Annotated in this window: 21 protein-coding genes; 15 read left to right on the top strand and 6 right to left on the bottom strand. The window is 60.4% G+C overall.

From position 1 onward, the window contains the following. Window positions 1-20 precede the first annotated feature (20 nt). Genes BLO50_RS06825 through pelG form a run of 5 tightly spaced genes read left to right on the top strand, consistent with a single transcriptional unit; the run spans window position 21 to window position 5,768 of the window. Window positions 21-539, top strand: a complete 519-nt coding sequence (locus BLO50_RS06825) for a penicillin-binding protein activator LpoB (protein ID WP_090250196.1) — start codon at window positions 21-23, stop codon at window positions 537-539. Between the two features lie 5 nt (window positions 540-544). Continuing rightward, window positions 545-1,912: a PelD GGDEF domain-containing protein gene (locus tag BLO50_RS06820; protein ID WP_090250194.1), complete on the top strand. Its 1,368-nt coding sequence runs from the start codon at window positions 545-547 to the stop codon at window positions 1,910-1,912. Then, window positions 1,890-2,879, top strand: a complete 990-nt coding sequence (locus BLO50_RS06815) for a tetratricopeptide repeat protein (protein WP_090250191.1) — start codon at window positions 1,890-1,892, stop codon at window positions 2,877-2,879. The genes BLO50_RS06820 and BLO50_RS06815 overlap by 23 nt, the downstream gene beginning before the upstream one ends. Then, window positions 2,876-4,396: a GT4 family glycosyltransferase PelF gene (gene pelF / locus BLO50_RS06810; RefSeq protein WP_090250189.1), complete on the top strand. Its 1,521-nt coding sequence runs from the start codon at window positions 2,876-2,878 to the stop codon at window positions 4,394-4,396. Before BLO50_RS06815 ends, pelF begins: the two co-directional genes overlap by 4 nt. 1 nt (window position 4,397) lies before the next feature. Then, window positions 4,398-5,768 carry an exopolysaccharide Pel transporter PelG gene (pelG, locus tag BLO50_RS06805; RefSeq protein WP_090250186.1) on the top strand — a complete coding sequence of 457 codons (1,371 nt, stop codon included), beginning with the start codon at window positions 4,398-4,400 and terminating at the stop codon, window positions 5,766-5,768. Here the strand turns inward: pelG and BLO50_RS06800 are convergent. From BLO50_RS06800 to BLO50_RS06785, 4 genes are all read right to left on the bottom strand, one after another. After that, the gene (locus BLO50_RS06800) at window positions 5,752-6,729 is read right to left on the bottom strand and encodes a hydrolase (protein WP_090250184.1); all 978 of its coding nucleotides are present in this window, start codon (window positions 6,727-6,729) and stop codon (window positions 5,752-5,754) included. The genes pelG and BLO50_RS06800 overlap by 17 nt on opposite strands. Before the next feature lie 187 nt (window positions 6,730-6,916). Next, a complete protein-coding gene (gene rsmD / locus BLO50_RS06795; protein WP_090250181.1) occupies window positions 6,917-7,522 on the bottom strand; it encodes a 16S rRNA (guanine(966)-N(2))-methyltransferase RsmD in 606 nt (201 codons plus the stop codon). Beyond that, complete coding sequence (locus tag BLO50_RS06790; RefSeq protein WP_090250179.1) at window positions 7,522-9,003, bottom strand: M16 family metallopeptidase; 1,482 nt, start codon at window positions 9,001-9,003, stop codon at window positions 7,522-7,524. The genes rsmD and BLO50_RS06790 overlap by 1 nt, the downstream gene beginning before the upstream one ends. Next, window positions 8,996-10,351: a M16 family metallopeptidase gene (locus BLO50_RS06785; protein ID WP_090250176.1), complete on the bottom strand. Its 1,356-nt coding sequence runs from the start codon at window positions 10,349-10,351 to the stop codon at window positions 8,996-8,998. The genes BLO50_RS06790 and BLO50_RS06785 overlap by 8 nt, the downstream gene beginning before the upstream one ends. A gap of 204 nt (window positions 10,352-10,555) precedes the next feature. Between BLO50_RS06785 and ftsY the strand changes: the two genes are divergently transcribed. The 4 genes from ftsY (at window position 10,556) to rpoH (ending at window position 14,639) form a co-directional block, all read left to right on the top strand. Further along, window positions 10,556-11,986 carry a signal recognition particle-docking protein FtsY gene (gene ftsY, locus BLO50_RS06780; RefSeq protein ID WP_090250175.1) on the top strand — a complete coding sequence of 477 codons (1,431 nt, stop codon included), beginning with the start codon at window positions 10,556-10,558 and terminating at the stop codon, window positions 11,984-11,986. A 1-nt stretch (window position 11,987) separates the two neighbouring features. Further along, entirely contained in the window at window positions 11,988-12,656 is a 669-nt protein-coding gene (gene ftsE, locus BLO50_RS06775; RefSeq protein ID WP_090250172.1) for a cell division ATP-binding protein FtsE, read from the top strand. Further along, entirely contained in the window at window positions 12,653-13,672 is a 1,020-nt protein-coding gene (ftsX, locus tag BLO50_RS06770; protein ID WP_090250169.1) for a permease-like cell division protein FtsX, read from the top strand. The genes ftsE and ftsX overlap by 4 nt, the downstream gene beginning before the upstream one ends. A 112-nt stretch (window positions 13,673-13,784) precedes the next feature. Beyond that, window positions 13,785-14,639, top strand: a complete 855-nt coding sequence (rpoH, locus tag BLO50_RS06765) for an RNA polymerase sigma factor RpoH (protein WP_090250167.1) — start codon at window positions 13,785-13,787, stop codon at window positions 14,637-14,639. Between the two features lie 65 nt (window positions 14,640-14,704). On the opposite strand, the gene mtgA is transcribed toward rpoH, so the two are convergent. Beyond that, window positions 14,705-15,436 (bottom strand): monofunctional biosynthetic peptidoglycan transglycosylase, encoded by a 732-nt coding sequence (gene mtgA, locus BLO50_RS06760; RefSeq protein ID WP_090251319.1) that lies wholly within the window; start codon window positions 15,434-15,436, stop codon window positions 14,705-14,707. A gap of 67 nt (window positions 15,437-15,503) precedes the next feature. Between mtgA and BLO50_RS06755 the strand changes: the two genes are divergently transcribed. From BLO50_RS06755 to BLO50_RS06730, 6 genes are all read left to right on the top strand, one after another. Beyond that, window positions 15,504-15,890, top strand: coding sequence for a DUF423 domain-containing protein (locus tag BLO50_RS06755; protein ID WP_090250164.1), 387 nt, complete (start codon window positions 15,504-15,506; stop codon window positions 15,888-15,890). A 102-nt stretch (window positions 15,891-15,992) separates the two neighbouring features. Next, a complete protein-coding gene (thiS, locus tag BLO50_RS06750; protein WP_090250161.1) occupies window positions 15,993-16,193 on the top strand; it encodes a sulfur carrier protein ThiS in 201 nt (66 codons plus the stop codon). A 57-nt stretch (window positions 16,194-16,250) separates the two neighbouring features. After that, window positions 16,251-17,045 (top strand): thiazole synthase, encoded by a 795-nt coding sequence (locus tag BLO50_RS06745; RefSeq protein ID WP_090250159.1) that lies wholly within the window; start codon window positions 16,251-16,253, stop codon window positions 17,043-17,045. Between the two features lie 10 nt (window positions 17,046-17,055). After that, window positions 17,056-17,775, top strand: coding sequence for a tRNA (guanosine(46)-N7)-methyltransferase TrmB (gene trmB / locus BLO50_RS06740; RefSeq protein ID WP_090250156.1), 720 nt, complete (start codon window positions 17,056-17,058; stop codon window positions 17,773-17,775). 183 nt (window positions 17,776-17,958) lie between these two features. Next, on the top strand, window positions 17,959-19,302 hold the full coding sequence (locus BLO50_RS06735) for a DUF1329 domain-containing protein (RefSeq protein ID WP_090250154.1): 1,344 nt from the start codon (window positions 17,959-17,961) through the stop codon (window positions 19,300-19,302). A gap of 177 nt (window positions 19,303-19,479) precedes the next feature. Continuing rightward, the gene (locus tag BLO50_RS06730; RefSeq protein WP_090250151.1) at window positions 19,480-20,559 is read left to right on the top strand and encodes an NAD(P)-dependent alcohol dehydrogenase; all 1,080 of its coding nucleotides are present in this window, start codon (window positions 19,480-19,482) and stop codon (window positions 20,557-20,559) included. A gap of 8 nt (window positions 20,560-20,567) precedes the next feature. On the opposite strand, the gene BLO50_RS06725 is transcribed toward BLO50_RS06730, so the two are convergent. After that, the gene (locus BLO50_RS06725) at window positions 20,568-20,891 is read right to left on the bottom strand and encodes a DUF3392 domain-containing protein (RefSeq protein WP_090250148.1); all 324 of its coding nucleotides are present in this window, start codon (window positions 20,889-20,891) and stop codon (window positions 20,568-20,570) included.

The raw sequence follows: 20,891 nt of genomic DNA, 5'->3' as shown, positions 1-20,891 counted from the left end.
TTTAACAGGAGAAATACACGATGTTATCCATTCGCTGCCTGGCCCTGATGGCCGTTGCACTTTTGGTCACGGGCTGTTCAAGCTTCACCCGCGAAGCGAGTGAATCGCTACCGCGTGACGCACAGTGGGGGCTGCTGCCGCTGATCAATTATTCCCAAGCACCGCAAGCGGGTGAGCGCAGCGAGCACATTTTGCTCAGTGTAATGGCCGAGGAGGGATTGCGCCCTCGGCTGTACCCCGTCGTTACACAAGATGAAATGCCCCTGCTGGATGATCGTGAACGCTTTAATCAGGCATTGGCGTGGGCGCGTCAGGAAAACCTTGATTACGTTGTCAGCGGCAGTGTTGATGAATGGCAATACAAAAGCGGTCTCGATGGCGAGCCAGCCGTGGGTATTAGCCTGCAGATCATCGAACCGAACAGTGGCCGTGTAGTGTGGAGCAGCAGTGGCGCTCGCGCCGGCTGGTCACGCGAAAGCCTGGCAGGGACTGCGCAAAAAGTGTTGCGTGAGCTTATTGGCGATTTGTCGCTCGAGTAATTGTTATGGACTCGGCGCACAAGGATTTCACGCTAGCCCCACGTGCCAGTTCGCACGTTTCGTGGCTGGAAACACTGATACTGACTGGGCTGGGACTGGGCCTGGGGTATTGGCTGTCACCTCATGATCCAATGTTGGTACACAACACTTTCCCATGGTTGGTGTTGGCGCCCCTGTTGCTGGGTATGCGCTATGGCTTTATGCATGGCCTGATCAGTGCGGTGCTGCTGGTGTTGGTTTTGTTTGCCTACCGCGCGAGCGGTTATGTGGTGTATCAGGACATACCGGATTCGTTCATCGTTGGCGTTCTGATTACCGGCATGCTGGTGGGGGAGTTTCGCGACATCTGGGAGCGTCGTCTGGAACGCCTGGACATGGCCAACGACTATCGGCAGCTGCGTTTGGATGCGTTTACGCGCACGCACTACATGCTACGGATCTCTCACGACCGCCTTGAGCAGCGTGTGGCAGGCAATGACCGCAGCTTGCGCAGCTCGCTGTTAGGCTTGCGCAGCCAATTGCGTGCGTTACCCCGTGGTGACGATGCGTTGGCCGCGCTCGCTGAGTCGATCATGAACTTGTTGGCACAATATGGCTCGTTCCATGTGGCGGGGTTGTACCGTGTAGCTCCCAGTGGTCAGCTTGAATTGCAACCACTGAACAGCTTGGGTGCGGGCAAACCCATGCGGGCAGATGATTTGCTCGTCAAGCTTTGCCTGGAACGCGGTGAGTTGCTAAGTGTGCGGGAAGACCTGTTAGAGCGCGGTGAGAGTCGCGAGCATTCCCAGTACCAAGCGTGCATTCCCTTGGTCGACACCGAAGGTCGGATCCTGGCGCTGCTGGCTGTTGAGCAGATGCCGTTTTTCTCCTTCAACGACAGAACCTTGAGCCTTTTGGCGATTCTGGCAGGACACATTGCCGACTTGTTGTTGAGTGATCCGCAGGCGCTTCAGCTCGAGGACAGTGATGCCCAGGTGTTCAGTCAGAACCTCAAGCGTTGTTTACACGATGCCCAGCAGCATGGCCTTGATGCCTATTTGTTGGGTTTCACCGTGGGCCCGTCAGCGCACCGTGAGGAATTGTTGAACCTGCTCGAAAGCAGTCAGCGCGGACTGGACCTGCAGCTCAAATCTGTTGATCAGTCGAATCCCTGCGTGTTGGTGTTGCTGCCACTGACATCGGCTGAAGGCTCCAAGGGTTACCTGCAGCGTCTGCACAGCATGCTCACTGAGCGTTTTGGACTGGGGCAGACGCTGGAAAGTCTCGGTGTACGCACCCACCACTATGACATCGGCGTCGGGCGTGAGCGCGAAGCATTGCGTCACTTCCTATTCAATGAGTGTGGGTTCGATGATAAGCAAGTGGCTGTTTAGCGGCGCCTTTGTATTTGAGTTAGGCAGTTGGGGGGCGTTGTTCCAAGAGATGCCTATCGGCGCGGCCGCGCTGCTGTTCGTTTCTGCCCATGGCATCAGCAGCGCGCTGCTGGCGGCAGGTGTCTGGCTGCTACTGCCAAATCGCTACAAATATCCATTGCCGTGGAGCCCGCTGTTTATCTTCAGCCTGTCTTTCTTTGTCCCGGTACTGGGTGCTATTGGGGTGGCCATCGCGGTCTTTCCGGCGCTGTATATGCCGCGCACGCAAAAAGAACAGGCCTGGGATGCGATTGGCGTCCCTGACCTGCCGTTTCGTCCGCAAGAACGCAGCCGTGACTTGATGTTCCAGGACGGTGGTTTACAGGATGTATTGCGCCATGCGCCCAGTGCGCAAAAGCGCGTGAGTGCCTTGTTTGCCACCCGACGGATGCCCAGCAAGGACTCGATCCCCATTCTCAAGCTGGCGCTGCGCGACCCTGCGGATGATGTGCGATTACTGGCCTACTCGATGCTTGATCGGCAAGAAAGCGAGATCAATCACCGTATCCAAGTGTCACTGCAGCAACTGGCCGATGCGACCGGTGCTCACAAGGCCGCTGTGCATGCCACGCTGGCGCGTTGGTATTGGGAGTTGGCCTACCTGGGGCTGGCTCAGGGCAGCGTATTGGAGCATGTGCTCAAGCAGGCGCGTGAGCATGTCAATAGTGCCCTGGCGCAGGATGCGGGCGACGACAGTCATCTTTTGGCTGCACGGATCTCCATGGAAATGGGCGATCTTGAAGGGGCGGAGCAGCATTTGCTGGACGCACAAGTAGCAGGCATTGATTTAGAAAAGCTGCTGCCGTTTATGGCTGAAATTGCGTTCTCCCGCGGTGATTACACCGCGATTGCGCAGCTGCTACGACAGCTCCCCGAGGACATGCTGACGCGGCCGCCCTTTGCGGCCCTGGCGAGATACTGGTTATGAAAACTCCTGCAGTTGAGGCACCTATTGCAGATATCTGCCTATTGCTGGAAGGGACTTGGCCGTATGTCCGTGGTGGGGTATCTAGCTGGGTCAACCAACTGATTCTCGGCCTGCCTGAGCTGACCTTTTCGGTGTTTTTTATTGGCGGTCAAAGCGGTGCGTATGGCAAACGCCAATACGCTATTCCGGCGAATGTCGTGCATATCGAGGAACACTTCCTCGAAAATGCCTGGAAGCCCGGTGATGCAGTCGTTGCCGCCAAGCGTGAGGGGCCGCGTCAGCTGATGCGCGACATGCACGTCTTTCTCCACCATCCAGATGAGCCCAGCCTTGAGCAAGGTCAGGCCATGCTGGAAAACCTCGCCAATGGCGCAATGAGTCTGGACGATGTGCTGCACAGCCGCGCTAATTGGGAGGCCATCACCGAAGGCTATGTGCGCCACTGCAGCGACCCATCGTTTGTGAATTACTTCTGGACACTGCGAACCATGCAGGCGCCGCTGGTGATGCTGGCTGAGGCTGCGCGCAAGCTGCCGCGTGCGCGCATGTTGCACTCGATCTCAACGGGCTATGCGGGTCTGCTGGGCAGCATCCTGCAGCATCGCTGGAAGTGTTCCTACGTGATCAGTGAGCACGGCATTTACACCAAGGAACGTAAAATCGACCTGGCTCAGGCGAATTGGATTTCCGAAAGCCCGGATGAAATGCTGCGCACCGGTCTGGATGCCGAGGTCAACTATATCCGTCGGTTGTGGATCCGTTTTTTCGAGCGAATTGGTTTGCTGGCCTATCGGTCAGCTGACCCCATCATCGCGTTGTATGGCGGTAATCGCACTCAGCAGATTAATGATGGCGCTGACCCCGCTCGCACGCGGGTCATTCCTAATGGCATTTCGATGGAAGCCTGGAAAGACGCCATGCAACAGCGGCCTGAAGGCATTCCCAAGGTGGTTGGGCTGATTGGTAGGGTCGTGCCGATCAAGGACGTTAAAACCTTTATCCGTGCCATGCGGGGCGTGATCAGTGCCATTCCAGAGGCCGAGGCGTGGGTCGTCGGGCCTGAAGAGGAGGACCCGGAATACGCGCAGGAATGCCACAACTTGGTCCTGAGCCTGGGGTTGGAGGGTAAGGTCAAGTTCCTCGGCTTCCGCCGAATACACGAATTGCTGCCTTCTCTGGGCATGATGGTATTGACGTCCATCAGCGAAGCGCAGCCATTGGTTATCCTCGAAGCATGGGCCGCAGGTACACCGGTTGTGAGCAGCGACGTGGGCTCGTGCCGTGAACTGATCGAAGGTGCGCCGGGTGAGGATCGCGAGCTTGGTATCGCCGGCGAGGTGGTGGCCATCGCAGATCCGCAGGCAACCGCGCGTGCGATTGTCGAACTGCTTAATAACCCGCAGCGCTGGCATGCCGCCCAGGCGGTCGGGCTGGAACGCGTCAATCGGTTCTACACCGAAACCCTTATGCTAGAGCGCTATCGCACCCTGTACCGCGAAGCCATGGAGGCTGTTTGATATGGCGGGTATTGGTTTTGAGCTGCGCAAGATACTGTCGCGTGATTCTTATTCGGCAACGCTGCGGGCATACCTCTATGCGGGCTTGATCAGTTCCGGACCCTGGGTGCTGTCGATCATCAGCGTGATGTTGATCGGGGTGATCAGCCTTGGGGTGGTTGTGCCGGACAATACCGTGCGGCAGTTCTTGGTCACGGTTACCTACCTGATGGCCAGTTCGCTGATTTATACCGGTGGCGCGCAGTTGTTTTTTACCCGCTTCATTTCTGACAGGCTGTTTGAGAAGAAGAACGACCGTATTCTGCCCAATCTGCTGGGCATCATGCTGATCGTCACGCTGTCCTCGGGTGTGCTGGCCAGCCTGGTCATGGGGTTTATGTTCGACGAGCCCTTCGCGTATCGCCTCTTGGTATTGGCCAACTTCGTAACGCTCTGCAACCTGTGGTTGGTGATCATTTTTCTATCGGGCATGAAAGCCTATAACCGCATTCTGCTGGTTATGCTTGTGGGCTATTCATTGATGGTGTTGTGCGCGTTCTTTCTGCGCTTTTTGCACATGAATGGTCTGCTGCTGGCCTTGCTGATCGGTCATGGCAGCCTGCTGTTTATGTTTCTGTTCGATATCTTGCGTGAGTACCCAGCCAAGCAACTCGTTGCGTTCGACTTTCTCAAGCGTCGTCAGGTTTTTATCAGCCTGCTGGTCACGGGCTTTTGTTACAACCTGGGCATCTGGATCGATAAGTTCATCTTCTGGTTCAACCCGCAGACCTCCAGCGAGGTTATCGGCCCGCTGCGCGCCTCGATGCTCTACGACTTGCCAATCTTCCTGGCGTACTTGGCCATTATTCCGGGGATGGCGGTGTTTCTGGTGCGCATCGAAACCGATTTTGCCGAATGGTATGAGCGGGTCTACTCGGCGATTCGCGGCGGGCAGACGCTGCAGCATATTGGCGTACTCAAAGAACAGATGATTTTGGCCATCCGCCAAGGCTTGTTAGAAATCTGCAAGGTGCAAGGCTTGACCGTGGTCCTGCTGTTCCTTCTGGCCCCGGCAATGTTGGAGTGGCTGGGTATTTCAGCGTATTACCTGCAGCTGTTCTACGTTGACCTGATTGGGGTGAGTATTCAGGTGGTGTTTATGGCGTTGCTGAACGTGTTTTTCTACCTCGATAAGCGCGCCATTGTGCTGGAGCTTTGCGTGCTGTTTGTGGTGCTCAACGCTGCTCTCACACTGCTGAGCCAGTATATGGGCCCGACGTTCTATGGTTATGGCTTCACCCTGTCGTTGCTGGTGTGCGTATTGCTCGGTCTGATGCGTCTCTCCAGTTCGCTTGAAGACCTGGAATACGAGACGTTTATGCTAAGCCGCTAAGCCACTGCGGAATGCGCCGTTCCAGGTAGTAACCTGGTTTGGTCAGGCTGCCTTCGACAAAACCGACATGACCGCCATTAGCGTGCAGTTCGAATTCGATGCTGGGTGATAGCTCGCTGGTTTCGGGCAGGCTGTGGGGGAAGACGAAGGGATCGTCCGCGGCCTGGATGATCAGCGTCGGTGTTTCGATCCGGCCAAGGAAGTAACGACTGGAGGCGCGCCGGTAGTAATCCTCAGCATCGGCGTAACCGTGCAGCGGTGCGGTGATACGGCCGTCGAAATCCCAGAAGGTGCGCATATTGTCCAGCGGGCCGAGTTTCTCCAGGGTGGACAGTCGGTCGGCCATGCCCTGGTGGGCAAACAGGCGCTGCTTTTCTTTCACGTAGGCCACCATCTCGCGCATAAAGTGGCTCTGGTAAACCCTGGAAAAGCCCATGCCGATGCGGTCGGCGCACTGATCCAGACGAAACGGCACCGACACTGCCGCTGCGCCCTGCAGTTGGCTGTCGGCCCCGGTTTCACCCAGGTACTTGAGCAGCACATTACCGCCCAGGGAATAACCCACGGCATAGATAGGCGCCATCGGCCGCTGGGCGCGCAGGTGGCGTACGGTTTCCGCCAGGTCCTCACTGGCGCCTGAGTGATAACCTCTGGCCAGCAGGTTCGGCTCGCCGGAGCAGCCGCGCCAGTTCAGCGCCACGCTGGCCCAGCCCTGGGCCGCCAGCTTTTGCTGCAATCCCAGCACATACAGAGAGTCGGATGAACCCGTCAGGCCGTGCAACACCAACACCAGCGGTGCATCGGCCTGATGCGGACCGTGCCAGTCCAGATCAAGAAAGTCTCCATCCTCCAGCCACAGCCGTTCGCGTGTGCGCTCAAGTTTCGCCGGTTGGCGACACATTGGGTTCCATAGGGTTTGTAGATGGGGGCCGGGTAGCCACCAAGCGGGTTTAAAGGGCATGGACTGGTATCGCTAGGGAAAGCGCCCAGGCTAGGGCCTTGGGCGGTGAAACGGAAGCGCTATGACTGGGGCGAATAACAGAACCTGACTTAGGGTGGGCTTGTTCTGCTTCCTGGTGGGTTGTGCCACATCCCGCTGGGGATTAAACCCTGCTGATCTGCTCCGGCCCACCCACCCTGCAAAAGCCCTACGCGGCTGTACGCTGCCACAACGCGTAATACACCTGCCCCGCCTTCTGCTCGCGGTGCAGGCGCCAGTTGCCAGGCATGCCGAGGCTGGAGGGCGGGTTCTCGCTTTCGGTGTAGACCCAGGCGTCAGCCGCCAGCCAGCCGTTCTGCTCGAGCAGGGTGCAGGCGGGGAGCAGCAGGTTCTGGTTGAACGGAGGGTCGAGAAACACCAGATCGAACGGCGTCGCCGCCGCGTTCTGCAGGTAGAGCAGGGCGTCAGTCTGCTGCAGCTGGCCGTTGTCGCAGTTCAGTGTTTGCAGGTGGCCGCGCAGGCTGGCGATGGCCGCCGGATTGAGGTCCAGGGCCAGGGCGCTGCCCGCGCCGCGCGACAGCGCTTCGAGAAACAGCGCGCCGCTGCCAGCGAACAGGTCGAGCACCTTGGCGCCCTCGACATAGGGCGCCAGCCAGTTGAACAGGGTTTCGCGCACGCGGTTTGGTGTCGGTCGCAGGCCAGCCGCCATGGGGAAGTTGAACTGGCGCGAGCGCCACTGCCCGCCGATGATCCGCAGCTGGCCATCGCCGCTGTGGGCGGGGTTGGCTTTCGGCGGTTTGGGTCGCTTGCTCATCAGTGCTCCGGGACGCCAGTGGGTTGCTCGGCAGGGTTGTCGGTGGGCGGTGGCAGTTCTTTCTGCGCCACGCTTGGGCCGGCGGTGACGATCACCAGGGCGTCCGGGTTGAGGTGCTTGGCCATGGCAGCTTTAACCTGCTCGACACTCAGCGCGTCGACGTCGCGCATAAAGTCTTCCAGGTAGCTCAGCGGCAGGTCATAGAAACCCATGGAGCCGAGCTGGCCGACGATCGCCGCGTTGCTCGCGGTGGACAGCGGGAAGCTGCCGGCCAGTTCGCGTTTGGCGTTGTTCAGCTCTTCTGCAGTCGGGCCGTTGTTGATGAAGTCGGCCAGCATGCTTTTGACCAGTTGCAGGGTGCCATCGCTGAGTTCGGCGCGGGTCTGCAGGTTGATCATAAAGGGGCCGCGCGCCTGCATGGCGCTGAAACCGGAGTAGACGCCATAGGTCAGGCCGCGCTTCTCGCGTACTTCTGTCATCAAACGGGTGCCGAAGCCACCGCCGCCGAATACTTGGTTGCCCAGGTAGAGCGCGGCGTAGTCCGGGTCACGGCGGTCGATGCCGAGCTGGGCAATCATCAGGTGGGTCTGGTTCGAAGGGAACTCGATATGTTGCAGGCACGGCTTGGGCTCTTCCGGCTGGGCGATACGTGGTAGCGCCGGACCTTTCGGCAGGGCAGCGGATACCTGGCTGGCCAGCGCTTCGGCGTCGCTGCGCGAAAGGTCGCCGACCAGCGCGATAATCGCGTTATTGGCGGTGTAGGCCTTGGAATGGAAGGCCTGCAACTGTTCACGGCTGATGGTCGGTATCGACTCGGCATTGCCGTCGCTGGAGTGCGCGTAAGGATGCGTGCCGTACAGGCGCTCGAATAGCGCCAGGCTGGCCAGCTTGCCGGGGTTCTGCTTCTGGTATTCGAAGCCGGCCAGCAGCTGGTTCTTGATCCGCGCCAGGGCGTCTTCCGGAAAGGTCGGCTGGCCGAGCACTTGATTGAACAGTTGCATGGCCGGCTCGCGCTTGTCCGCAGCACTGAGGCTGCGCAGGCTGGCGATGGCCATGTCGCGGAATGCGCCGTTACCGAAGTTGGCGCCGAGATCTTCGAAACCTGCGGCGATTGCGCCGACATCCTTGCCCGGTACGCCTTCATTGAGCATGGCGTTGGTCAGCATGGCCAGGCCCTGTACGCCATCATCATGGCTGCTGCCGGCGGCAAAGGTCAGTTGCAGGTCGAACATCGGCAGCTCGCGGGCTTCGACGAACAGCACCTTGGCGCCTTCAGCGGTCTGCCAGGTCTGGATGTCCAGATCGCGGCGGCTGGGCGGCTGATCGCCGAGGGCGGCCAGGGATTCGATGTGGGTCGATTCGGCGGCCGGTGCCGCGGTTGGGCTGCTATCCGGGCGGTTGATCACCAGGGCCAGCAGCGCCATCAATATCAGTAGCGCCAGGCCGAGCAGGCCGTAGCGCAGGCCATTGCGCTCACTCATTGCGCTTCTCCTCAGGCAGAACATGGGCGACGCTCAGTCGGTCGCGGGTAAAGAAGGTGCTGGCGGCCTGCTGGATATCGGCCGGGGTCACGGCCTCCAGTTCGGCCAGTTCCTGGTCGATCAGCTTCCATGACAGGCCGACGGTTTCCAGCTGACCGATGGCGGTAGCCTGGCTGGTGATCGAGTCACGCTCGTAGACCAGGCCGGCGATCACTTGTGCGCGCACGCGGGCCAGCTCTTCGGCGCTTGGCGGGGTGTTTTTCAAATCTTCCAGCTCACGCCACAGGCCGGCTTCGACCTGCTCCAGGTTTTTTCCGGTCTGCACGTTGGGCGTGGCGGAAAGGATGAACAGGCTGTCGCCACGGGAGAAGCCGTCGTACCAGGCAGATGCGCCGGATACCAGTTCCTCGCCGCGCTCCAGGCGGGTCGGCAGGCGGGCGCTGTAGCCGCCGTCTAGCAGGGCGGCAGCCAGACGCAGGGCATGCACCTGGCGCGGTTGTTCAGCGGTGGCCAGGCCTGGCACGTTAAAGCCCATCATCAGGCTCGGCAGCTGGGTTTTCAGGTGCAGGGTGATACGGCGCTCGCCCGGTGCGGCCAGCTCACGCGGGGCTTTGGCGGTGGGCACAGTGCGCTTGGGAATGGCGCCGAAGTAGCGCTCGGCGAGGATCTTCACCTCGGCGACGCTGACGTCACCGACCACCACCAGGGTGGCGTTGTTCGGCGCGTACCAGGCTTCGTACCAGGCGCGCAGCTCCTCGACGGTCATGCGCTCAAGGTCGGCCATCCAGCCGATGGTGGGTGTGTGGTAACCGCTGGCGGGGTAGGCCATGGCCTTGAAGCGTTCGTAGGCCAGGCTCGACGGTTTGTCATCGGTGCGCAGGCGGCGCTCTTCCTTGATCACCTCGATTTCCTTGGCGAACTCATCGGCTGGCAGCTTGAGGCTGGCCAGGCGGTCGGCTTCCAGCTCCAGGGCGACGGCCAAGCGGTCGCGGGCCAGCACCTGGTAATAGGCGGTGTAATCGTCGCTGGTGAAAGCGTTTTCCTCGGCGCCCAGTTCACGCAGGATGCGCGAGGCTTCGCCGGGGCCGAGCTTGCGGCTGCCCTTGAACATCATATGTTCGAGGGCGTGGGACAGGCCTGTCTGGCCGGGCGTCTCGTAGCTGGAACCGACCTTGTACCAGAGCTGGGAGACCACCACCGGCGCGCGATGGTCTTCGCGCACGATGACCTTGAGGCCATTGTCCAGGCTGAATTCGTGGGTCGGCTGGATTTCTGTGGCGAAGGCCAGCAGGGGTGTGCAGAGCACGCCGAGCAGCAGTGCTGCAGTGCGTTGGGCAATCATATGCATGGGTTATCGACCTGTCGGACGGGCCCGCTTGTTCTTAGCGTCGGCGGGCGCGGAGATGCTAGGATACGCATCCGTTTTACTGGCGACCACGCCTGCTAAGGCTTCTGATTGTTTCCGCGTGCACTCTTCAGCTTTTAATGCCGCGTGAGCAGTGGTTTCAGAGGCCATGGTCTGCGCGTCGCACCTTTGAGATAGCCGTCCTCCATGTTTGGTTCCAACGACGACAAGAACACGCCCGCGCCCTCTACGCCGCCCTCTGCCGACAAACCTGCAGAGAAGAAAGACTTGTTCGGCTGGCTGCGCAAAAAGCCGCAAGCGCCGGTGACGCCCGAGCCGTCATCAGCTTCGGTGAACGAGCAGCCTGCTACTCCGGCTGTCGTTGCGGCTGAGGTCACTGAAACTGCTCCTGTGCCTGCTGCGCCGATCAGCGAAGTGGCTGCGCCAGTTGAGTCGCCGGTTAGTACGTCCGAGCCTCTGCTTGCTCCAGCTGCTTCCGTTGAGCAGGCGGCTGCCGCCGTTCCTGCACTAGCTGACACCCGCGGCTTAAAACCACCGCCACGTCCCTCGCGTTTTCGGATCAACGCGGGCAGCGAAGTCCTGCATGCGCACGTTGAGGTGCCGGTGATGGTTGAGCCGGTCATCGAGCCACCGGTGGCCGCACCTGCTGTCGTAGAACCTGTCGCAGCGCCGGCTAAAAGCGTTGAGGAGAGCCGTACCGGTTTCCTTGAGCGCCTCAAGCAGGGCCTGTCGAAAACCAGCGCCAGCCTTGGCGAGGGCATGGCCAGCCTGTTTCTGGGCAAGAAGGTCATCGATGATGACCTGCTCGAAGACCTGGAAACCCGCCTGCTGACGGCGGATGTGGGCGTTGAAGCCACCACGGCGATCATCGGTAACCTGACCAAACGCGTCGCGCGCAAGGAACTGGCTGACAGCGGTGCCCTATACAAGGCGCTGCAGGATGAATTGGTGGCGTTGCTCAAGCCGGTTGAGCAACCGCTGAAAATCGATAGCAGCAAACAGCCCTATGTGATTCTGGTGGTCGGCGTAAACGGCGCTGGCAAGACCACCACGATCGGTAAGCTGGCGAAGAAGCTCCAGCAGGATGGCAAGAAAGTCATGCTCGCCGCCGGTGACACCTTCCGCGCCGCTGCCGTTGAGCAGCTGCAGGTGTGGGGCGAGCGCAACCAGATTGCAGTGATCGCCCAGCACACCGGGGCCGACTCCGCTTCGGTGATCTTCGATGCCGTGCAGGCCGCCAAGTCGCGCGGCATGGACGTGCTGATCGCTGACACCGCCGGGCGTCTACACACCAAAGACAACCTGATGGAAGAGTTGAAGAAGGTCCGTCGGGTGATTGGTAAGCTCGATGACACCGCACCACACGAAGTGCTGCTGGTGTTGGATGCTGGTACCGGACAGAACGCGATCAATCAGGCCAAGCAGTTCAACCAGACGGTCAACCTGACCGGCCTGGCGCTGACCAAGCTGGACGGCACCGCCAAGGGTGGGGTGATCTTTGCCCTGGCCAAGCAGTTTGCTTTGCCGATTCGTTATATCGGGGTGGGTGAGGGTATTGATGACCTGCGCACCTTCGAGGCTGAAGCCTTTGTTCAGGCGCTGTTCGCGGAGAAATAGGATGATCAAGTTCGAACAGGTCGGTAAACGCTATGCCAACGGCCACATCGGGCTGCATGAACTGAGCTTTCATGTGCGCCGCGGCGAGTTCCTGTTCGTCACCGGTCACTCCGGTGCAGGCAAGAGCACTTTGCTGCGCTTGCTGCTGGCGATGGAGCGGCCGAGCAGCGGCAAATTGCTGCTGGCCGGGCAGGATTTGTCGCATATCACCAATGCACAAATTCCGTTCCTGCGTCGGCAGATCGGTGTGGTGTTCCAGAACCATCAGCTGCTGTTCGATCGCAGTGTGTTCGACAACGTAGCGCTGCCGCTGCAGATTCTTGGTCTGTCCAAGGATGAGATCGGCACCCGCGTGCGTACTGCGCTGGAGCGGGTTTCCCTGGCCGACAAGGCCGAGCAATCGCCTGGCGACCTGTCCACCGGTCAACAGCAGCGCGTCGGCATTGCCCGCGCCATCGTGCATCGGCCGGCCCTGCTGCTGGCGGATGAGCCCACCGGTAACCTCGATCCGCGCCTGGCCGCCGAGATCATGGGCGTGTTCGAGGACATTAACCGCTTGGGCACTACCGTGCTGATCGCCAGTCACGACCTGGCCCTGATCGCGCGCATGCGCCACCGTATGTTAACCCTGCAGCGCGGCCGCCTGATCGGCGATGGGGAGGCCGCATGAGCGCCACCCGCATGCCGCCTCCGCAGCCCGCGCAGCGCGTCGGTGCTGCACCGAAGAAATCCGAGTCGCCAACACCGGGCGACGATGGCCCAAGCTTTACCCACCAACTGCACGCCTGGCTGGAAAACCACCGCGCCAGCCTGGTCGACAGCCTGCGCCGTCTGGCTAAACAGCCGATTGGCAGCTTCTTTACCTGCCTGGTGATGGCCGTGGCCCTCAGTCTGCCGATGGGCTTGGCCTTGCTGCTGGATAACGTTGAGCGCCTGGGGGTGTCCTGGCAGCGTGCGGCGCAGATTTCCCTGTTTATGCAGATCGATGCCACGGACGCCCAAGGTCAGGCACTGCGTGAGCAGATCGCCGCGATGGACGATGTGGAAGAGGCCGAGTGGATCAGCCGCGAACAGGCTTTGAGCGAGTTCCAGCAGCAATCCGGGCTGGGTGAAGCGCTGAAGGAACTGCCGGATAACCCGTTGCCTGGGGTGATTGTGGTGACACCGCAGCAGGTCGATAAGGTTGCTCTGGAGGCCCTAAGGCTGCGGTTGGCCGAACTACCACGGGTGCAGCAGGCGCAGCTGGACCTGCTCTGGGTCGAACGCCTGAGCGCCATGCTCAAGCTGGGTGAGCGCTTCGTCTTTGGCCTGACCTTACTGCTGGTGATGGCGCTGCTGCTGGTGATCGGTAACACCATTCGCCTGCACATCGAGAACCGCCGCACCGAGATCGAGGTGATCAAGCTGGTTGGCGGTACCGACAGCTATGTGCGTCGACCCTTCCTGTATATGGGCACACTGTACGGTTTAGGCGCTGGGCTGCTGGCCTGGCTGCTGCTGGCCTATGGCCTTGGCTGGCTGAACGACGCTGTGGTGCGCTTGGCCGGTTTGTACGGCAGCGACTTCGCACTGGCGGGCGTGCCGATAGCCGATGGTCTATCCCTGCTGCTCGGCGCGGTCCTGTTGGGCTATATTGGCGCCTGGCTGGCGGTCGCAAGGCACTTGAGCGAGCTGGCTCCTAGATAGTAAGTTATTGTTTTGCTTGATATTGACTATGTGTAAGGGAACTTGTACCTCGGTATAAAGTCCCAAGGAGCAGTGCTAGACTGCTCCACGATTCGTAAGTCGGAGGATTCAAATGTCCACTTCTTTGCAACCTGTTCATGCTCTGGTTCCGGGTGCCAACCTAGAAGCATACGTGCATGCGGTAAACGGCATCCCGCTGTTGACCCCTGAGCAGGAGCGTGAACTGGCGGAAAGTCTCTTCTACAAACAAGACCTCGAAGCCGCCCGGCAAATGGTGCTGGCTCACCTGCGTTTTGTTGTGCATATCGCCCGCAGCTACTCCGGTTATGGTCTGGCCCAGGCCGACCTGATTCAGGAAGGCAACGTCGGCCTGATGAAGGCGGTTAAGCGTTTCAACCCGGAAATGGGTGTGCGCCTGGTGTCGTTCGCCGTGCACTGGATTCGCGCCGAGATCCACGAGTTCATCCTGAAAAACTGGCGCATCGTCAAAGTCGCCACCACCAAGGCGCAGCGCAAGCTGTTCTTCAACCTGCGCAGCCAGAAGAAGCGTCTGGCCTGGTTGAACAACGACGAAGTGCATGCAGTAGCAGCAAGCCTTGGCGTTGAGCCGCGTGAAGTGCGCGAAATGGAAAGCCGCCTGACCGGCCATGACATGGCCTTCGATCCGGCTGCTGAGGCGGACGACGAAAGCGCCTTTCAGTCGCCGGCGCATTATCTGGAAGACCATCGCTACAACCCGGCGCGTCAGTTGGAAGATTCCGACTGGAGCGACAGCTCCACCGCTAATCTGCACGAGGCGCTGGAAGGTCTGGATGAGCGCAGCCGTGACATCCTCTACCAGCGCTGGCTGGCTGAAGAGAAAGCCACGCTGCATGACCTGGCCGCCAAGTACAACGTGTCGGCCGAGCGCATTCGTCAGCTGGAAAAGAACGCCATGAACAAGCTCAAGGGCTCGATCGCGGCGTAAGCGCCAGGCGTAAAAAAGCCGCACTCAGGTGCGGCTTTTTGTTGTCTGCAGCAAAGTGCCGGCGGTTACAGCATCCAGCCTGGCCACCAATCGGGGCGGCTGGGTTTGAGGCGGTTGAGGTAGTGGCTGCCGCCCAGTTGCCATATCTGCTGGCGAATCCAGTTGGCCCGGCGGCTGATGTGTGCACTCGGGCGGCTGGCGCTCCACTCGCGAGGGTTGGGTAGCACGGCGGCCAGCAGGCTGCTCTGCTGGCGTGACAGGTAGGGCGCGCCGACCTTGAAATGATGCCTCGCGGCTGCTTCGGCACCGAATACGCCATCGCCCCACTCGACGCTGTTGAGGTACACCTCAAGAATCCGCTGCTTGGGCCAGAGCAGTTCGATCAGGCCGGTAAACCACACTTCCATACCTTTGCGCAGCCAACTGCGCCCAGACCAGAGAAACAGGTTCTTCGCCACTTGCTGGCTGAGGGTACTGGCGCCGCGCAGAGAACCGCCTTGCTGGTTGTGTTCCAGAGCGGCCTGGATAGCCGCGACATCGAAGCCCCAGTGTTCGGCGAACTTCTGATCCTCGCCGGCGATCACCGCCATCTTCAGGTCATCCGGCAGTTCGCTCCAGGGGCGCCAGCTGCGTTGCAGATCGATGGGTTGATCATCGATCCAGGACTCAATCTTGCGCTCGACCATCAGCGCGGTGCCGGGTGGTGGTACCCAGCGGAATAACAGCACCAGCAGAACAGAACCGATGCTCAGCCAGAGCAGGAGTTTGAGCAGTCGACGGAAGAGGGATCGAAACATGCGTGCTTGGCCGGGATGAATTTGCCGGCCATTATAGCCAGCCCTGTCTTTATAGCTGGAGTGATGCATGGCTCGTCTGTGGTTATTGCTGTCCGCCTGCGCCGGTTTTACCGGTGTCGCCTTGGGTGCCTTTGCCGCGCATGGCCTGAAGAGTCAGCTGACACCGGCCTATCTCGCGGTATTCCAGACCGGTGCTCACTACCAACTGATTCACGCGCTGGCGCTGTTCGGCGTTGGCCTGCTGGCCATCCTGCGACCGGCGCCGTTGGTCAATTGTGCGGGCGCGCTGTTTGCCCTGGGCATCGTGCTGTTCTCCGGTAGCCTGTATGCACTGACTTTGAGCGGTATCAGTACGTTGGGCATGGTCACGCCTTTCGGTGGCCTGGCGTTTCTCGCCGGCTGGTTATGCCTGGGTTTGGCGGCCTGGAAGCTGGGTGCGCGCAGTAGCGCCTGACCCATAAGTCAGAAAGCAGGACGAGTGGCAGCCTTCAGCCTTGGTCAACGCCCATGATCAGGCTAGAATGCCGGCCCTTTTCTCAGTTGTGACCGAGCCGTCATGCGTATTCAGTTAAACGGTGAAGCATTCGAATTGCCCGACGGGGAAACTGTCTCCGGGTTGATCGAGCGCTTGGACCTTGCCGGACGGCGCGTGGCGGTCGAACTCAATCTGGATATCGTGCCGCGCAGCCAGCATGCCACCACCGCCTTGCGCGAGGGTGACCAGGTTGAAGTGGTCCACGCCATTGGCGGTGGTTGATCCCCGCTCATCGGTTTATCGCGTTCAGACAGCCGCCCACCTTCACGAGGATTACCCATGAGCCATGCGCCCAGCGACAAGCCCTTTACCCTGGCCGGTCGTACCTACCAGTCGCGTCTGCTGGTCGGTACCGGCAAGTACAAGGACCTCGAAGAAACCCGCCTGGCCATCGAAGCTTCGGGTGCCGAGATCGTTACCGTGGCGGTGCGCCGGACCAATATCGGGCAGAACCCGGGCGAGCCGAACTTGCTGGATGTGATCTCGCCGGACAAGTACACCATCCTGCCGAACACCGCCGGCTGCTATGACGCCGTCGAGGCGGTGCGTACCTGCCGCCTGGCCCGTGAGCTGCTCGACGGCCACAAGCTGGTCAAGCTGGAAGTGCTGGCGGACCAGAAGACCCTGTTCCCCAATGTGATCGAAACCCTCAAAGCCGCCGAAGTGCTGGTTAAAGACGGTTTCGACGTGATGGTGTACACCAGCGATGACCCGATCATCGCCCGCGAGCTGGCGGCCATGGGCTGTATCGCGGTGATGCCGCTGGCCGGCTTGATTGGCACCGGGCTGGGTATCTGCAACCCGTACAACCTGCGCATCATCCTGGAAGAGGCTACCGTTCCGGTATTGGTCGATGCCGGCGTGGGCACCGCGTCCGATGCCACCATCGCCATGGAGCTGGGTTGCGAGGCGGTGCTGATGAACAGCGCGATTGCCCATGCGCAGAACCCGATTCTGATGGGCGAGGCGATGAAGCACGCGATCATCGCCGGGCGCATGGCCTACCTGGCTGGGCGCATGCCGAAAAAACTCTATGCCAGCGCCTCGTCGCCGCTGGATGGCCTGATTAAGTAACGAGCACAGCATGACTGAATTGCAGCAACAGCCTGAGCCGGCTGAAGACACCTCCAAGCACCGCGCAATCAAAAGTTTTGTGATGCGTGCCGGGCGCATGACCGAAGGCCAGCAACGTGGCCTCGATCAGGGCTGGCCGAAGTTCGGCCTGCAACCGGAGGACGGCCTGCGTGACTTCGATCAGGTATTCGGCCGCACGGCGCCGCGCACCTTCGAGATCGGCTTCGGTATGGGCCATTCCACCCTGGAAATGGCCGCGGCCTCGCCCGAGCAGGACTTTATCGGGGTGGAAGTACACCGTCCGGGTGTTGGCGCACTGCTCAACGGTCTGATGACGCAGAACCTCAGCAATATGCGCGTCTACAGCTGCGATGCGATGGACGTACTGCGCAACTGTGTGGCCGACGCCAGCCTGGATCGGGTGCTGCTATTCTTCCCGGACCCCTGGCATAAGGCCAAGCACAACAAGCGGCGTATCGTGCAGCCGGCGTTTGCAGAGCTGGTGCGACAGAAACTTAAGGTCGGCGGCGTGTTGCACATGGCCACCGATTGGCAACCTTACGCCGAGTACATGCTGGAAGTGATGAATGCCGCGCCCGGTTACCAGAATCAGGCCGAAGACGGCCAGTATGTGCCGCGGCCAACGGAGCGTCCGACCACTAAGTTCGAGCGTCGTGGCGAGCGTCTGGGACATGGCGTATGGGATCTGAAGTTCCAACGCATCGATTGATTGATTCACGCGCTGAGGTATCGGCGCAGCAAAACCATAAGCACAAGGACGATTGCACAAGATCGGAATAATCCGACGCCCGCCAGGACGGCTCCTCACCAAGACGGCACATAAACCCGGGCAGCACTGCCCCGGTCATAAAAACAGCAGCCCTGCCTCAGGCCAGGCTGCGAGGAGATCGCTGTGTTGAGAACGCTTTCAATTCTGCTGCTGGCTACGTGCGCGCTACAGGCACAGGCCAAAGTCGACAGTGCCCAGGCTGCGCGCCTGGGCCAGGACCTGACGCCACTGGGCGGTGAGCGCGCGGGCAATGCCGCTGGCACCATTCCAGCCTGGGACGGTGGCTTGGCGCAACCGCCAGCCAACTACCAGCCGGGCATGCATCACCCTGACCCTTACAGCGCCGATGCGCCCTTGTATCAGGTCAACAGCCAAAACCTGGCGCAGTACCAGGCGCAGCTGCCGGCGGGCCTGAAGGCGTTGCTGGAGAAAAATCCGGATTACTTTCTGCGGGTATTCCCGACCCGTCGCAGCGCTGCAGCGCCGCAGCGCATCTATGACGCTACGCGCTTCAACGCGCAGACCGCTGAGCTGATTTCCGGCGGTAACGGTGTCGACGGTGCTGCTGCTGGTATCCCCTTCCCGCTGCCGAAAACCGGTCAGGAAGTTATCTGGAACCACATCATGCGTTACCGTGGCGATCAGATCAGCTTTGTCACCAACCAGGCGGCGGTACTGAGCAATGGTGCCTATAACCTGCTCAAACTGGAACGTGACATCTACTTCCTTTACGGCCGTGAAGGTGTCAGCCCGCAGGACCTGGACAACACCCTGTTCTACTACAAGTACAAGGTGGTCGCGCCGGCCAAGCTTGCAGGTTCGGCGCTGGTGGTACAGGAGACCCTCGATCAAGTGTTGGCGATCCGCAAGGCCTGGCGCTTCAACCGTGGCGAGCGCCGTGTGCGCCGTCTGCCGATGCTGGCCTACGACACCCTGCAGCCGGACACCAACGGCATGGCCACCGCCGACGTGGTCGACTCCTACAACGGTGCGCCTGACCGCTATGAGTGGAACCTGGTCGGCAAGCAGGAAATGCTGGTGCCTTACAACAGCTACGCCGTGCACCAGAAAGGCATCCCATACGACAACATTCTGCGTAGCAATACCGTGAATCCGGAACTGCTGCGGTATGAGCTGCACCGCGTCTGGGTTGTCGATGCTGAGTTGCGCAAGGGCTTCAGCCACCCGTATGCCAAGCGTCGCTTCTATATCGATGAAGACAGCTGGCAGATCCTCGCCGCCGACCTCTATGACAAGAGCGGCGAGCTGAGCGGTGTGCAGGAAAGCCATCCGATCAGCTACTACGACGTGCCGATGTTCGGCAGTACCCTGGAGACCATCTACGACTTCAAGGGCAAGCGTTACTTTGTCGACGGCCTGGATAACAACGAGCCGATGTACAACTTCAACGCCAAGCTGACGCCGCGCGATTTCACCCCGCAGGCGCTGCGCCGCGAAGGTAACTGAGCCTCATCGCACTGAAAAAGCCGCCTCTTGCAGGCGGTTTTTTTATGCCCGGCGATTGAGGCTGTGTGGCCTTGGAGCATTACGCGAACTGCGCCGGCCGTTGATGCAGGACAAGTAGCCGAGCTGTCATCCGGCTACAGTCAGGGCTCTGTGCTAGCGCATACAAGGAGCCTGACCATGAGCATGATGAAAGCAGCGGTGTTTATCGAGCCTGGACGCATCGAGCTGGTGGACAAGCCCATCCCGCCCGTTGGGCCCAATGATGCGCTGGTACGAATTACCACCACGACCATCTGCGGCACCGATGTGCACATCCTCAAGGGTGAATACCCAGTGGCCAAGGGGCTGACCATCGGCCACGAACCGGTTGGCATCATCGAGAAGCTGGGGAGCAACGTACAGGGTTACCACGAGGGGCAGCGGGTGATCGCCGGAGCCATCTGCCCAAGCTTCAGCTCTTACGCCAGCCAGGACGGTTATTCCTCTCAGGATGGCGGCTGCAGCTGCCATGGCTACAAACCCATGGGCGGCTGGCGCTTCGGCAACAGCATCGACGGCACCCAGGCCGAGTATGTGCTGGTGCCAGACGCTCAGGGCAACCTGGCCCCGGTGCCGGATGGCCTGACTGACGAGCAGGTGCTGATGTGTCCGGACATCATGTCCACCGGGTTTGCCGGTGCAGAAGCCGCGAATATCAAGATCGGTGATGTGGTCGCCGTCTTCGCCCAGGGGCCGATTGGCTTGTGCGCCACAGCCGGGGCCAAGCTGCGCGGGGCGAGCACCATCATCGTGGTCGATGGTGTCGAGCAGCGCTTGCAGATTGCCCGGCAGATGGGCGCGGACATCACCCTTAACTTCAATCAGGTCGATGTGGTCGAAGAGATCCTGCACCTGACCGGTGGTCGTGGTGTGGATGCGGCCATCGAGGCATTGGGCCTGCAATCCACTTTCGAAAGTGCGCTTCGCGTGCTCAAGCCGGGTGGCACGTTGTCCAGCCTGGGGGTGTATTCAACGGATCTGGTGATTCCCCTGGCGGCGTTTCATGCCGGTTTGGGTGACCACAAGATCATTACCTCACTGTGCCCGGGCGGTAAGGAACGCATGCGCCGGCTGATCAATGTGGTGGCCTCCGGGCGAGTCGATTTCGGCGCGCTGGTGACACACCAGTATGCGCTGGATGACATCGTCGCCGCTTATGAGCTCTTCGCACATCAGCGCGATGGTGTGCTCAAGGTGGCGATCAAGCCGTTTGCCTGATTGCCGAGTCAGCTGCGGTCGGCGAGGATGCCGATGATAAAGAACACCAGAATCAGCACCGGGGCCAGGGTGAAGTTGTTGAAGAAACTCAGGCCTTTGGCCAGATACGGTGTGGCGAAGACGATCAGCAGGCCGTAGCCCACTGCGCAGAGCAGCACGAAGATCAGCGTGCGGAAGATGAAGTTCATGCTGCTGGTGTTGCGTTGCACCCAGGCATTGATGCCGGGGCCGAAGAGCACCAGCAGGGTGGCCATGATCGCCAGGGAAATATCGTAGAGGTGGCTGCGGCTCCAGCGCGACAGGGTGACGATCAGGTCGAGTAGCAGGTCCAT

Origin of the sequence: Pseudomonas peli (assembly GCF_900099645.1) — a bacterium.
Lineage (GTDB): Bacteria > Pseudomonadota > Gammaproteobacteria > Pseudomonadales > Pseudomonadaceae > Aquipseudomonas > Aquipseudomonas peli.
This window is presented reverse-complemented; position numbering and strand designations above follow the sequence as displayed.